Source organism: Streptomyces diversicolor, assembly GCF_057537855.1.
This window is the reverse complement of sequence record NZ_BAAJXA010000047.1, coordinates 1-13626: the sequence shown is the minus strand read 5'-3', so window position 1 is coordinate 13626 and position 13626 is coordinate 1. Positions and strand designations below refer to the sequence as shown.

Sequence of the window (13626 nt, the reverse complement as noted above, 5' to 3'; positions counted from 1 at the left end):
AGCCGAGCCTTCCGGACGCCCCTCGGGTCACCCTGGCCTTCCGGACGCGCCTCGGGTCGCCCTGGCCTCCCCGGCACGCCTGGGGTCAGCCGGGTCTCCCGGACGCCCCTCGGGTCACCCGGGCCTCCCCGACGCGCCTTGGGTCAACCGGGCCTCCCCGAAGCGCTTTGGGTCAACCGAGACTTCCGGACGCGCCTCGGGTCACCCCGGCCTCCCCGGCGCGCCTGGGGTCAGCCGGGCCGCCGGATGCCCCTTGGGTCACCCGGGCCTACCAGACGCGCCTCGGGGCACCCGGGCCTCCGGACGCCTCTTGGGCTGCCCGGCCTTCCGGACGCCCCTTGAGTCGTACGACGTCGGCAAACGGCGGCCCGGCGGCCTGGCCGACCCGGTCGTGGGCGCTTGTGGCGCCCGAGGTCACAGGACCCGGGTGCCTCGGCGCCAGACACCGGTCACCAGGGGCACGCCCGGCCGGTAGGCCAGATGCACATGGCTCGGGGCGTCCAGGAGGGTCAGGTCCGCGTACGCCCCGGGGGTCAGGCGGCCGATGTCGGTGCGGCGCAGGGCCGCGGCGCCGCCCGCGGTGGCCGACCAGACCGCCTCGTCCGGCGTCATGCCCATGTCCCGCACGGCCAGCGCGACGCAGAAGGGCACGGACGACGTGAAGGACGAACCGGGGTTGCAGTCCGTCGACAACGCGACCGTGACGCCCGCGTCGAGCAGCCGGCGGGCGTCGGGCCACTCGGCCCGCGTGGAGAACTCGGCGCCCGGCAGCAGCGTCGCGACGGTGTCGCCGCTCGCGAGGGCGTCGACGTCCGCGTCCGTGAGGTGGGTGCAGTGGTCGGCGCTCGCCGCGTCCAGTTCGACCGCCAGGCGCACGCCGGGGCCGTGGGAGAGCTGGTTGGCGTGCACCCGGGGGTGCAGGCCCCTGGCCTTGCCGGCGGTGAGGATCGCCCGGGCCTGGTCGCCGTCGAAGGCGCCCCGCTCGCAGAAGACGTCGATCCAACGGGCGTACGGCGCGCAGGCGTCCAGCATCTCGCCGGTGACCAGGGCGACGTACCCGGCCGGGTCGTCGGCGTAGTCCGGTGACACGATGTGCGCGCCGAGATAGGTGACCTCGTCGGTGTGGGCGGCGGCGATGCGCAGCGAGCGCGCCTCGTCGGCGACCGTCAGGCCGTACCCGGACTTCGTCTCGAACGTCGTCGTGCCCTGGCGCAGCGCCTCGGACAGATAACGGGTCAGGTTCGCCTCCAGTTCCCCGTCCGTGGCGGCGCGGGTGGCCGCCACCGTCGTCCGGATGCCGCCCGCCCGGTAGGGGCGGCCGGACATCCGGGCGTTGAACTCGGCGGTGCGGTCGCCCGCGAAGACCAGGTGCGAGTGGGAGTCGACGAAGCCCGGCAGCACCGTCCGGCCGCCGGCGTCGAGCCGATTGTCAGTGGCGGGTGCTTTGCTGGATTCACCGGTCCACACGACTCGGTCGCCGTCGATGACGACGGCCGCGTCCTGGATCAGACCGAGAGGGGAACCGTCGCCGGAGGAGGGATCGTTGGTGACCAGCGTGGCGATGTCGGTGATGGCGGTGCTGCTCATGGCGTCCTTGTCCGTGGGCGGGCTGTGCGTGGGCGGGCTGATCGAGGGTGGCCTGGTCAGGGGCGGACTGATCGGGGGCGGGCCGGTCGGGGTCGTCAGGCGCGCAGGGCTTCGACCGCTGCCGCCAGCGCCTGCGGCACGTCGGGGACCAGCGTGTGCGCCCCGTCGCGCACCACATGCCGGCCCGCGACGACCGTGTGCCGCACGTCCGCCGCGCTCGCGGCGAATACGGCGGTCTCGGCGCCGAGCCTGGGCAGCGGCCCGGCCGTCCTGACCGAGTCGAGCGCGATCGTCGTGAGGTCGGCGAGCGCGCCCGCCTCGATGGTGCCCGCCTCGTCCCAGCCGAGGGCGGCGTGGCCGTCGGCGGTGGCGGCCCGCAGCAGCGCGGCGGCCGTCCAGTGGCCCCGGGCGCGGGTGCGCAGGCGCTCGTTCAACTCCATGGCGCGCGCCTCTTCGAGCAGGTCGATGACGGCGTGGCTGTCGGAGCCGAGGCTGAGCGGGGAGCCCGCGCGTTGCAGGGCCGCCGCGGGGCCGATGCCGTCGGCCAGGTCCCGCTCGGTCGTCGGGCACATGCAGGTGCCGGTGCCGGAGCCGCCGAGCAGGGCGATGTCGTCGCCGGTGACATGGGTGTTGTGCACACCAGTGGTGCGCGGGCCGAGGACGCCGTGGTCGGCGAGGAGCCGGGTGGGCGTGCGGCCGTGCGCCGCCAGGCATGCCTCGTTCTCGGCGGTCTGCTCGGACAGATGCACATGGAGCGGGGCCCGCCGCTCCTGCGCCCACCGCGCCACCGTGGCCAACTGCCCGGCGGGCACGGCCCGTACGGAGTGGACGGCCGCTCCGATCCGTGCGTGATCCCGCTCCTTGAGAAGTGAACAGCGTGTCGCCCAGGACTCGGCGGTGCCGTCGGAGAAGCGGCGCTGATGGGTGGTGGGCGGGCTGCCGAAGCCGGCGGAGAGATAACAGGCGTCGAGGAGGGTGATGCGGATACCGGCTTCGGCCGCGGCGGCGATGAGCGCCTCGCCCATGGCGTTCGGGTCGGCGTAGGGGGTGCCGCCGGGCGCGTGGTGCACATAGTGGAACTCGCCGACCGCCGTGACGCCCGCCAGCGCCATCTCCGCGTACACGGCACGGGCCAGCGCGTGGTAGGTGTCCGGGGTCAGTCTGTCGGCGAACGAGTACATGACCTCGCGCCAGGTCCAGAAGGTGCCGGAGCCGACCTGGACGGTGCCGCGCAGGGCCCGGTGGAAGGCGTGGCTGTGCGCGTTGGCCAGCCCGGGGAGCGTGAGACCGCGCAGCACCTCGGCCCCGGGCGGCGGGGCAGGCGTCTCCTCGCGGACAGCCGTGATGCGGCCGGCCGCCACCTCCACGGCCACGCCCGGCTCGACCCGGTCGCCGAGCCAGGCGTGTTCCATCCAGTAGGTCCTCTTGGTCACGCGCGGGCCAGCCCTTCCAGTACGTCGGCGAGCGCGGTCACCCCGGCCGCGCAGTCGTCCTCGGCGGCGAACTCGGCCGGCGAGTGCGAGACGCCGGTGGGGTTGCGCACGAACAGCATGGCGGTCGGGACGCTCCCGGAGAGGATTCCCGCGTCGTGTCCGGCACCGGTTCCCAGGACGGGCACCTTCATGCGCGGCCCCAGGATGCGGGCGAGTTCGTCGCGCAGGGCGTGGTCGAACTCGACGACGGGCGTGAAGGACTCGCGGACGACGTCGACATCGACGCCGTGGGCGGCTGCGTACGCGCGCGCGGCCTGCTCCACGCCCGTGACGACCGTGTCGAGGGCCGTCTGGTCGGCGGCGCGGGCGTCGAGCCAGCCGCGCACCAGGGAGGGGATGGCGTTGACCCCGTTCGGCTCGACGGCGATCTTGCCGAAGGTGGCGACGGCGGCGGCCAGCCGGGCCTCGCGGCGTGCGGCGAGCACGGTCTCGGCGTACGGCAGCATCGGGTCGCGCCGGTCGGCGAGCCGGGTGGTGCCCGCGTGGTTGGCCTCGCCGCGGAAGTCGAGCCGCCACCGCCCGTGCGGCCAGATGGCGTCGGCGAGGCCCACCGGGTCGCCGGACAGGTCGAGCGCCCGGCCCTGCTCGACGTGGAGTTCCACGAACGCGCCGATGCGGGCCAGCCGCTCCGGGTCAGGCCCGATGGTGTCGGGGTCATGTCCGGCGGCGGCCATGGCCCGGGGCAGCGTGACGCCGTCGGCGTCGGTCAGCCGGTGCGCCTGCTCGACGGTGAGCTGTCCTGCGGTCAGCCGGGAGCCGACACAGGCGAGCCCGAACCGGGCGCCCTCCTCGTCGCCGAAGTTCACGACGGCGAAGGGCCGGCCGAACCGCACGCCCCGTGCGCGCAGTTCGTCGAGGGCGGCGAAGGCGGACACCACGCCGAGGGGCCCGTCGAAGGCGCCGCCGTCGGGCACGGAGTCGAGGTGCGACCCGGTGACCACGGCGTCCCCGGCGGCCGGGTCCCCCAGCCAGGCCCACTGGTTGCCGTTGCGGTCGGTCTCGTAGGCGAGCCCGCGCCGCTCGGCCTGCTCCCGGAACCAGGCACGGCACTCGGCGTCGGCCCCGGTCCAGGCGTAGCGCCGGTAGCCGCCCGAGTCGGGGTGCCTGCCGATGGGCAGCAGTTCGGCCCACATCTCCTGGAAGGAGGGCGCGCGGTGGCCCGCGGCCCCGCCGGGCTCCCCGTGGCCGACGGCCCCACCGGGATCCTCGTGACCAACGGCCCCACCGCGCTCCCCGTGGCCGACGGCCCCACCGGGATCCTCGTGACCAACGGCCCCACCGGGCTCCCCGTGGCCGGTCGCCCCGCGTGGCCGTGGGCCGTCGTTCCGTGGGGTGGCCGGGTTTTCGCCCGAGCCCGTGCTTGGCGCGGTTTCCTGGGGGAGGGCGGGCACGGCCGCGGTCGTGGACGGCGCCGCGTCCTCGGCCCCCGCCGGAGGGCCGCCCTGCCCGCCCGGGTCGCGGCTCACGCGTCGTCACCCTCGCGCATCGGGACCCGCACGCCGCGCTCGGCGGCCACCGACTCGGCGCTGTCGTACCCCGCGTCCACATGCCGGATGACGCCCATGCCGGGGTCGTTGGTGAGCACGCGGCGGATCTTCTCGCCGCCGAGCTTCGTGCCGTCGGCCACCGTCACCTGGCCGGCGTGGATGGAGCGGCCCATGCCGACGCCGCCGCCGTGGTGGATGGAGACCCAGGAGGCGCCGGAGGCCACGTTGACCATGGCGTTCAGCAGCGGCCAGTCGGCGATCGCGTCGGAGCCGTCGAGCATGGCCTCGGTCTCCCGGTACGGGGAGGCGACGGAGCCGCAGTCGAGGTGGTCGCGGCCGATGGCGAGGGGGGCCGCCAGTTCGCCGGACGCCACCATGTCGTTGAAGCGCTCGCCGGCCTTGTCGCGCTCGCCGTAGCCGAGCCAGCAGATGCGGGCGGGCAGGCCCTGGAAGTGGACGCGTTCGCCGGCCATCCTGATCCAGCGGGCCAGGGACTCGTTCTCCGGGAACAGCTCCAGGATCGCCTTGTCGGTCTTGGCGATGTCGGCCGCCTCGCCCGAAAGGGCCGCCCAGCGGAAGGGGCCCTTGCCCTCGCAGAACAGCGGGCGGATATAGGCGGGCACGAAGCCGGGGAAGGCGAACGCCCGCTCGTATCCGGCGAGTTGGGCCTCGCCGCGGATCGAGTTGCCGTAGTCGAAGACCTCGGCGCCGGCGTCCAGGAAGCCGACCATGGCCTCGACGTGCCGGGCCATGGATTCGCGGGCGCGGGTGGTGAAGCCGGCCGGGTCCTTGGCCGCGGCGGAGGCCATGTCCTCGAAGGCGATGCCGACCGGCAGGTACGCCAGCGGGTCGTGGGCGGAGGTCTGGTCGGTGACGATGTCGATCGGGGCGTTCATCGCGAGCAGTCGCGGGAGCACTTCGGCCGCGTTGCCGAGGACGCCGATGGACAGCGGACGGCGGGCGTCGCGCGCCTGGACCGCCAGTTGGAGGGCGTGGTCGACGGAGTCGGCCCGGACGTCGAGGTAGCGGTGCTCGATGCGCCGCTCGATGGCGCGCGGGTCGCAGTCGACGCAGATGACGACGCCGTCGTTCATGGTGACGGCGAGCGGCTGGGCGCCGCCCATGCCGCCGAGCCCCGCGGTCAGGGTGATCGTCCCGGCGAGGGTGCCGCCGAACTTCTTCGCGGCGACCGCGGCGAAGGTCTCGTAGGTGCCCTGGAGGATGCCCTGGGTGCCGATGTAGATCCAGGAGCCGGCGGTCATCTGCCCGTACATGGTCAGGCCAAGGGCCTCCAGACGGCGGAACTCCTCCCAGTTGGCCCAGTCGCCGACGAGGTTGGAGTTGGCGAGCAGGACGCGCGGGGCCCACTCATGGGTCTGCATCACGCCGACCGGGCGGCCGGACTGGACCAGCATGGTCTCGTCCTGCTTGAGGGTCCTCAGGGTGCGGACCATGGCGTCGAAGGAGCGCCAGTCGCGGGCGGCCTTGCCGGTGCCGCCGTAGACGACGAGTTTGTCGGGGTGCTCGGCGACCTCGGGGTCCAGGTTGTTCTGCAGCATCCGCAGGGCGGCCTCCTGCTGCCATCCCAGGGCGCTCAGTTCCGTACCGCGGGGCGCTCGTACGGCGCGGGGTCCTGACATGGTGTGCCTCCTAAGCAGGTCCGGTGAGGTCCGCCGCGGTCCGACAGCGCCCCGAAGGGGCGCGAGGAACTGCGCGACCAGCCACGAGGGTGCCGCAGACGACCGACGGCACATCGCGCCATGTCCAGCGGAGCGCTTCGCGGATCGCTCCCGGCGGTCACTGCGGCGTGTTGCGGTGGTTATTCACATCCTGGCGCCATGAATAGGGCTAGTCAATACGGGGGCGGGCCGCCACGGGAGGCGGCACGGATGTTTGGCTGGACGCATGGGCTCAGGCAACGACGGGACGGGGGGCGCCGTGGACACCGGTGACAACACGCACACGGACGGGACGCACGACGAGACACGCGAGGGCGCGGCGGACGGGGAGGGGCGGGCCGCCCGGCGGGACCAGGCGGTGCGGGCCGCCGTGGCGCAGGGGCTGCTCGGCCCCACGGCACCCGTCGTCGGGCTGCTGGACGTCACCGGCATCCGGGACTCGGCGGCGGCGCTGCGGGCGGCGTTCGACGCGGTGGTGGCGCCGGGCACACCGGTGCTGCACGCCTTCGCCGTGAAGGCGACCCCGCTGGTGGCCGTCCTGCGGCTGCTGGACGGCGAGGGCATCGGCGCGGAGGTGGCCAGCCCGGGCGAGCTGGCGCTGGCGCGGGCGGCCGGGGTTCCGCCGCGGCGCACCGTGCTCGACTCGCCCGCCAAGACGCCGGCCGAACTGCGCGAGGCGCTGGCGCTGGGCATCGCGGTCAACGCGGACAACGCGCAGGAACTGGACCGCGTCGACGCCCTGGTGCGGTCGGCGCCCACCCGCTCCCGGCTGGGCATCCGGGTCAATCCGCAGATCGGCGGGGGTTCCATCGGGGCCACCTCGACGGCGACGGCGACCTCCAAGTTCGGGGTGGCGCTGCGCGACGAGGGCGCCCGCGAGTGGGTCGTACGGGCGTTCCTCGACCGGCCGTGGCTGACCCGGCTGCATGCGCACACCGGCTCGCAGGGCATCCCGCTGGCGCTGCTGGCGCAGGGCGTGGCGGAGACGTACGCGCTCGCCGAGGAGATCAACGAGCGCGCCGGGCGGCGGCAGATCGACACGCTCGACATCGGCGGCGGACTGCCGGTGAACTTCGCGTCGGACGCGACGGCGCCGACGTACGCGCGGTACGCCCGGGTGCTGCGGGAGGCCGTGCCGGGGCTGTTCGACGGGCGGTACGGGCTGGTGACGGAGTTCGGGCGGTCGCTGCTGGCCAAGCACGGCACCGTTGTGGCGCGGGTGGAGTACGCCAAGAGCGCCGGCGGGCGACGGGTCGCGGTGACCCACGCGGGCGTGCAGGTGGCGACGCGGACGGTGTACGCGCCGGGGGCGTGGCCGCTCAGGATCGCCGCGTACGACGCGAAGGGGCGGCCCAAGTCCGGGCCCGAGGTGGTGCAGGACGTGGCCGGGCCGGCCTGCTTCTCCGGCGACCTGCTGGCCGAGGGCCGTGCGCTGCCCCCGCTCGACCAAGGGGACTACGCGGCGGCGCTGGACACGGGCGCCTACTACTTCGCCCACCACTACGCGTACAACTCCCTGGCCCGGCCCGGGGTGTACGGCTTCGCGCCGGACGGCACGGGCGAGGTGGCCTTCGCGACGGTGCGGGCACCGCAGACGATCGAGGAGATCGTGGCCGAGTCGGGAGGGGCGCACGCCGCCGCGCTCACCGGCCTCCGGCCGCCCGAGCGCCCCTGACATACCCCCGGGCGCGATGGCCAACGGGCTTGCGGCGCACCACAGTTGAGCCACCCTAGTTCATCGGCCGCATGTTCCTGTGGAAAATGCCAGAAGCCTCACCCCTCCCGCACACCTTGCGTAGTGTCGTCGTCACTCAGCCGGAGTCCAGGCGGGAGGGGAGCCACGGTGCCCGGAATCGACGAGTGCTTATTGGAAGCCATGCGACTGCCCGGTGCCCGGGGCGCCGCGCTGGTCGACTGGACGAGCGGACTGGCCCTGGGCACCGTCGGGGAGGCCCCCGGCGAGGACCATGAGACCTCCGCGGCGGAGGCCGCCGAGCTGGCCCGGCTGGCCGCCGAGCACGGGGCGTTCGCCGCCGCCGACGACCCCGGTGGCGGCGAACGCCCCCCGGTCGAGGATCTGATCGTCAGCAACCGGCACAGCTACCACCTGCTGCGGTTCGTGGACACGCCCTTCGACAGCACCGTCTTCCTGCACCTGTGGCTGGCCCGCGAGGACGGCAACCTCGCGCTCGCCCGCATCCGGCTCGGCGAGATGGCCGGCCGACTGGTGCTGGAATGACCATGGTCGCCACACCGCCACCGCCGCTGCCCGTGCGGAACGGGGCGACCGCCTGGGAGCGTACCCACGGCGCCCTCTCCCCGATGCTCACCCGGCTCGCCGACGAGCGGGCCACCGGGGTGCTCGTGCGCGAGTACGGCACGCTGCTGCTGCACGAGGGCCGGGTGATCCACGCGGAGAGCCCCTTCGCCCCCGGCCTCGATGTGCTCCTCACCGCCCGGGGCACGCTCGACGTGGCGGTGTGGCGGCAGGCCGCGGAACGGGCCGCCGACCCGCCCGGCGCCGTCCGGCTGCTGCTCGACGCCGGCCGGCTGACCACGGGCGCCCTGGAGCTGTGCCACCTGGGCGCGCTGTACGACGCCGGGTACTTCGCGCTGGCCCCCAGCAGCGCCCCTGGCCGCTTCCGCTACGAGACCGTGGCCCGGCCGGGACCGCTGCGTCCGGTCCCCGTGACGGCGCTGGAGCGCGAGACGCTGCGCCGCCGCCGGCTGCTGCACCGCATCTGGCCCGACCCGGCCGTCGACCAGGCGCCGCTGATCCGGGCCGACCCGGCCGCGGCCCCGCCCCTCACGCCGCGCGGGCGGGCGGTGCTGGACCGCGCGGACGGCGTCCGCACGGCCCCGGAGATCGCCCGTGAGCTGGGCAGACACGCGTTCCACACCCTGGTGGACGTACGACGGCTTGCGGCGGCCGGGCTGCTGTCGCCGGGCCACTCGACGCCCGCCGCTCCCCCACCCGCCGCCGAGGTCACCGACCCGGACATCGCGCTGCTGAAGAGGCTCAGGGATGCGCTGGAGGCCCTTTGAACGGCACCGTCCCACCGAGAGGAGACACCTGATGGCGGCCGAGTCGGACATCCTCGACGAGCTGCGCCGACTGCGCACCCGCGTCCCCCAGCTCACCGGCGCCCTCGCGGCCGGCGTCGACGGGCTCGTCGTCGCCCAGGACACCCCCGGTGTCGATCCGGAGGGCCTGGCGGCGCTCACCGCCGCCGCGCTCGGCGTCGCCGTGCGGCTCGCCGACGCGACCGGCCAGGGCGAGCTGCGGGAACTGCTCGTCCGCGGCTCCGGCGGCTATGTCGCCACCTACGCGGCGGGCCGCACCGCGGTCCTCACCCTGCTCACCCAGGACCGGGTCAACGTCGGCCGGCTGCACCTGGAGGGCCGCAGGGCCGCCGCCCGGATCGGCGAGCTGGTCGACGCCGCGGAGGGCGCCGCGGCCGAGCGGGCCGGGAAACCGGCGGCGGGCCGTGCCGCCGCCGCACGCACCAGAACCGCGCGCGCCCAGGGCGCCGCCATGACCGACGCGCGCACCGCAACCGACAGTTGACGAAAGGAACCACCGCCATGGCCAACACCGAGACAGCGTTGAAAGAGGCCCTCACCTCCATCGAGGGCGCCACCGGCGTCGCGCTGGTCGACTACACCAGCGGGATGGCGCTGGGCACGATGGGCGGCAGCAAGACCTTCGACCTGAACGTGGCCGCCGCCGGCAACACCGACGTCATCCGGGCCAAGATGCGCACCATGGAGCACCTGGGCCTGAAGAGCGAGATCGAGGACATCCTGATCACGCTGAGCAACCAGTACCACCTGATCCGGCTGCTCAAGGGCCGGGGCGGCAACGGCCTGTTCCTGTATCTGGTGCTGGACTCCGGCCGGGCCAACCTCGCGATGGCCCGGCACCAGCTGAAGAAGATAGAGCAGGACCTGGAGGTCTGAGCCGGGGCCACGGTCAGACGAGCGCCGCGGTGCGGCGGCGCGCCCCGCCCGGGGCCGCGTCGCCCGCCGCGATGCCCGTGCCCCGGTACGCCCTGACCGCCTTGCCTGCCGGGCGCCCGCCGCGCCCGTCGAGCCAGTCGACCCGCACCCACAGCAGCGCGTCCCCGGCCCGCTCACGCCGCCCGAGCCAGGCGGCCTTGAGCCGCAGCCCGGCACCGGTCCCGGCCAGCAGCATGCCCCCGGCCGCCGGCACGGCGAACGAGCTGCCCAACGCGGCGAGGAAGGCGAGCAGCAGCCACCAGCGGTGGCCGCGGCGCCAGACGCGGACCGTCACCGCCCGGTCCTGGAGCACATCGTGCCGCCCGGCGCGGGCCGCGCCGACGGCGAGGGCCGTGTACCGGCGGCGCCGGGAGTACGCCACGACGGCGGCGCCGAGCATGAACAGCGCGGCCCCGCCGAGCACACCGATCCGACGCCCGGTCACGCCCGGCACGAGCACGCCGATGCCGGCCGCGCACACCCCGAGCCACCACAGCGGTGCCGCCCCGGCCCGCACCACGACGGCCACCCGGGCCAGGCCCTGTCCTCCCTGTCCTCCCTGTCCTCTACGTGCTCCGCGTGCCACGTCCGGCCTCCCGTCTTCCGGCTCCTTCGAGTGCCTGCGGGCAGGCACGGTAGCGGGGCAACGTGAGACAACTCTGAGAGCGGCGGGTCACTCCACGAACAGCCCGCGGGCGGCCGCCTTCGTGTCGAACTCCTCCAGTCGCGCCTGGGCGTCCGGCAGGTCGTCGCACATCGCCTCCAGCAGCACCCGCCCGAGCAGCATCGGCGCGCACGCGGTGTCGAAGGCGAGGCCGGTGCCGACGGCGGCGGGCAGCAGCAGGTCGCTGTGGCGGGCGACGGGCGCGAACGCCGAGTCGGCGACGGTGACCACGGTCAGCCCGGCGCCCTTGGCGTAGGCCAGGGTGTCCACGACCTCGCGCGGGTGCCGTGGCAGGGCGAAGCACAGCAGGGCGCTCGCGCCCGCGCGGACGGCCGCGTCGACCCGGTCCTGGATCATGGTGCCGCCCTCGTCGAGCAGCCGGACGTCCGGATGCACCTTGGCGGCGAAGTACGCGAAGCCGTACGCCTGCGCGGCGGCGGCGCGCAGCCCGAGCACCGGCAGCGGCCGGGAGGCGGCCAGGACGCGGCCTGCCCGGTGCACCGGCCGCGGGTCGGCAAGGACCTCCGCCAGATGCCGCAGGTTCTCGATCTCGGCCTCGACGGCCTGCTGGTACTCGTTGTGGGACGCCGCGTGCGGGACCGGTTCGGTGGGCACGACGTCCCGCAGATGCCTGCGCAGGGCCGGGTAGCCGTCGAAGCCGAGGGCGACCGCGAACCGGGTCACCGACGGCTGGCTGACCCCGGCCAGTTCGGCCAGCTCCACGCTGGACAGGAACGGCACGTCGGCGGCCCGCCGCACCATGCTGTGCGCGATGCGCCGCTGGGTCGGCGTGAGCCGGTGCCCCTCGAAGAGCGCCTGCAGGCGGGTCGCAGGGCTGTCGGTCACGCTCATCACGTGCTCCCCCTCCAGATGACCATAAGGTTCGGACTCCCTCGGATCCGGACCGCCGATGGACGCCGGAGCACCGGGCGCCCTATTCACACACCAAGAACTCTGCATGACCGTATACAGCCGGGCAAGGGACAGCCGCCGATCCAGGCCGTGATCAGGCGCAGTGTCCCGGCCGGTGGCGCGGCGCCGCGCGACCCGTGCGCCGGCGCGGAGGACGCCCGCGCCGGTGACCGCGCGGGCGGCGGTGCCCCGACGGCGCCGATGCACCGGGGAATCGACGCGGATCCCCCCATGGCCACACCACGTGACCCTCCTTGTGCCTACGGTGAAAAGTGCCGTACGCACGACTCCTGAGGAAGCGTCATGGTCCCGAACCGCAGGGCCTTCCTGACGGCCACCGCCGTCGGCGCGCTGGCCGCCGCCCCCGCGACACCGGCGGCGGCCACGCCCGGCCCCCCGTCCCGTCCCCCGCGCACCGCGCCCGCCGCCCTGGACGCGCTCCTCGCCGGCAACCGTCGCTACGCCGCCGGCCGCCCCCGCCATCCGCACGGCGACAGCGGACGGCGCCGCGCGCCCGCCGCCGGGCAGCGCCCCTTCGCGGCGGTCGTCGGCTGCGTCGACTCCCGGGTGCCGCCGGAACTCGTCTTCGACCAGTGTCTCGGCGACCTGCTGTGCACCCGGACCGCGGGCCAGGTGCTCGACGAGGCGGTGCTCGCCTGCGTGCAGTACGGCGTGGAGGAACTGCGCATCCCCCTGGTGCTCGTCCTCGGGCACGAGCGCTGCGGTGCCGTGGCCGCCACCCTGGAGCACCTGCGGACGGGCGCGCCGGTGCCGGGGCATCTGCGGCTGCTCGTCGGCGAGATCATCCCCGCGGCGCGCCGGACCCGGGCGGCCCCCGGCGACTGGGCCGAGCACACCATGCGCGCCCACACCGCCTGGGTCCGTGACGCGATCCGCGCGGACCCGGCGTTCACACCGGCGTACGTCGCGGCGGCCCGCTGCGACCTCGGCACCGGGCTCGTCTCCCTGCTGCCCTGACACCGGGCCGCCCCGGCACCCGCCCGGGGCCGCCGTCCCGACGCCAAGAGGGGGGCTAGCCCTACTGCGGCGGGCGTCCCCGGCCCTTTACGGTGCCCGTATGACCGGAATCGAGGCGCGGGACGCCGACCTGAAGAAGGAACTCGACGCCACCCTCCAGGCGCGTCGGGAACTCGGCGAGGAGTACGAGTCCGCGCTGGTCGACTCGTTCCTGGAGAAGGTCGACCAGCGCATCGACGGCGCGGTGGAGCGCCGGATGCGCAGACAGCTCGCCGAGCAGCAGATGCAGATCGCGCGGGGCTCCCGGTCCCCGAAGCCGACCGACTCCTGGGGGGAGCGGTTCGGGTTCGGCATCGTCTCGATGGTGCTGGCGATCCCGCTGTCCGCGATCGGCGGCGCCGTCGGCCATCTGCCCGGTCTCGTCGTCACCTGGGTGGGCATCGTCGGAGTCAACGCGGTGCAGGCGGCCCGCACCACTCCGGGCCTGTTCGGCCGGCTGCGCCACCGCTCGGGCTCGTCCTCCAGGGACGACGCCTGGGAGGAGTGACGGCCGACCGGGCCGTGCGCCCCGCGCCCCGCGGCACGACCACGCGCCGGGTTCGCCTGGAGAGAGGTGTGCGCGGGGACCGCCGCACCCCCGTTGCCGGGGGGCGGGACGACGGCGGTCCCCGCGAGGGACGCGGGCCGGGTCAGGGCCGGGCTTGCGCGTCCATGGCGTCCATGGAGGTCCGGGAGCCGCTCCGGAGGTCCTTGGCGCCGTTCGGCGCCGGCCGGGGCGGGGAGCCGCTCCCGCCCTGCCGACACCCACCAATGTGCCGGACGCGTGT

The 13626-nt window shown here is 74.9% G+C and carries 13 protein-coding genes; 7 read left to right on the top strand and 6 right to left on the bottom strand.

The annotated features are described in order from the left end of the window. Window positions 1-414 precede the first annotated feature (414 nt). The 4 genes from hutI to hutU form a co-directional block, all read right to left on the bottom strand. Window positions 415-1587: an imidazolonepropionase gene (hutI, locus tag AC27LF_RS37760; RefSeq protein ID WP_479661240.1), complete on the bottom strand. Its 1173-nt coding sequence runs from the start codon at window positions 1585-1587 to the stop codon at window positions 415-417. A gap of 95 nt (window positions 1588-1682) precedes the next feature. Next, window positions 1683-3020: a formimidoylglutamate deiminase gene (locus AC27LF_RS37755; protein ID WP_479661241.1), complete on the bottom strand. Its 1338-nt coding sequence runs from the start codon at window positions 3018-3020 to the stop codon at window positions 1683-1685. Next, a complete protein-coding gene (locus AC27LF_RS37750; protein WP_479661242.1) occupies window positions 3017-4213 on the bottom strand; it encodes an allantoate amidohydrolase in 1197 nt (398 codons plus the stop codon). Before AC27LF_RS37750 ends, AC27LF_RS37755 begins: the two co-directional genes overlap by 4 nt. 329 nt (window positions 4214-4542) lie before the next feature. After that, on the bottom strand, window positions 4543-6207 hold the full coding sequence (gene hutU / locus AC27LF_RS37745; protein WP_479661243.1) for a urocanate hydratase: 1665 nt from the start codon (window positions 6205-6207) through the stop codon (window positions 4543-4545). Between the two features lie 265 nt (window positions 6208-6472). Here hutU and AC27LF_RS37740 point away from each other — a divergent pair, with 265 nt between their 5' ends. The 5 genes from AC27LF_RS37740 (at window position 6473) to AC27LF_RS37720 (ending at window position 10206) form a co-directional block, all read left to right on the top strand. Next, window positions 6473-7921 carry a type III PLP-dependent enzyme domain-containing protein gene (locus AC27LF_RS37740; RefSeq protein ID WP_479661244.1) on the top strand — a complete coding sequence of 483 codons (1449 nt, stop codon included), beginning with the start codon at window positions 6473-6475 and terminating at the stop codon, window positions 7919-7921. A 168-nt stretch (window positions 7922-8089) separates the two neighbouring features. Continuing rightward, window positions 8090-8485, top strand: coding sequence for a hypothetical protein (locus AC27LF_RS37735; RefSeq protein ID WP_479661245.1), 396 nt, complete (start codon window positions 8090-8092; stop codon window positions 8483-8485). Then, entirely contained in the window at window positions 8482-9291 is an 810-nt protein-coding gene (locus tag AC27LF_RS37730) for a transcriptional regulator (protein ID WP_479661246.1), read from the top strand. Before AC27LF_RS37735 ends, AC27LF_RS37730 begins: the two co-directional genes overlap by 4 nt. A 31-nt stretch (window positions 9292-9322) precedes the next feature. Further along, a complete protein-coding gene (locus tag AC27LF_RS37725; protein WP_479661247.1) occupies window positions 9323-9814 on the top strand; it encodes a roadblock/LC7 domain-containing protein in 492 nt (163 codons plus the stop codon). A gap of 17 nt (window positions 9815-9831) precedes the next feature. After that, window positions 9832-10206: a roadblock/LC7 domain-containing protein gene (locus AC27LF_RS37720; RefSeq protein WP_388707673.1), complete on the top strand. Its 375-nt coding sequence runs from the start codon at window positions 9832-9834 to the stop codon at window positions 10204-10206. Between the two features lie 13 nt (window positions 10207-10219). On the opposite strand, the gene AC27LF_RS37715 is transcribed toward AC27LF_RS37720, so the two are convergent. Beyond that, window positions 10220-10831: a hypothetical protein gene (locus AC27LF_RS37715; protein WP_479661248.1), complete on the bottom strand. Its 612-nt coding sequence runs from the start codon at window positions 10829-10831 to the stop codon at window positions 10220-10222. A gap of 87 nt (window positions 10832-10918) precedes the next feature. After that, window positions 10919-11761, bottom strand: coding sequence for a MurR/RpiR family transcriptional regulator (locus AC27LF_RS37710; RefSeq protein WP_479661249.1), 843 nt, complete (start codon window positions 11759-11761; stop codon window positions 10919-10921). 363 nt (window positions 11762-12124) lie between these two features. Here AC27LF_RS37710 and AC27LF_RS37705 point away from each other — a divergent pair, with 363 nt between their 5' ends. Beyond that, window positions 12125-12799, top strand: a complete 675-nt coding sequence (locus tag AC27LF_RS37705; protein ID WP_479661250.1) for a carbonic anhydrase — start codon at window positions 12125-12127, stop codon at window positions 12797-12799. A gap of 100 nt (window positions 12800-12899) precedes the next feature. Next, window positions 12900-13346 carry a hypothetical protein gene (locus AC27LF_RS37700; RefSeq protein ID WP_479661251.1) on the top strand — a complete coding sequence of 149 codons (447 nt, stop codon included), beginning with the start codon at window positions 12900-12902 and terminating at the stop codon, window positions 13344-13346. The last annotated feature ends 280 nt before the right edge of the window (window positions 13347-13626 follow it).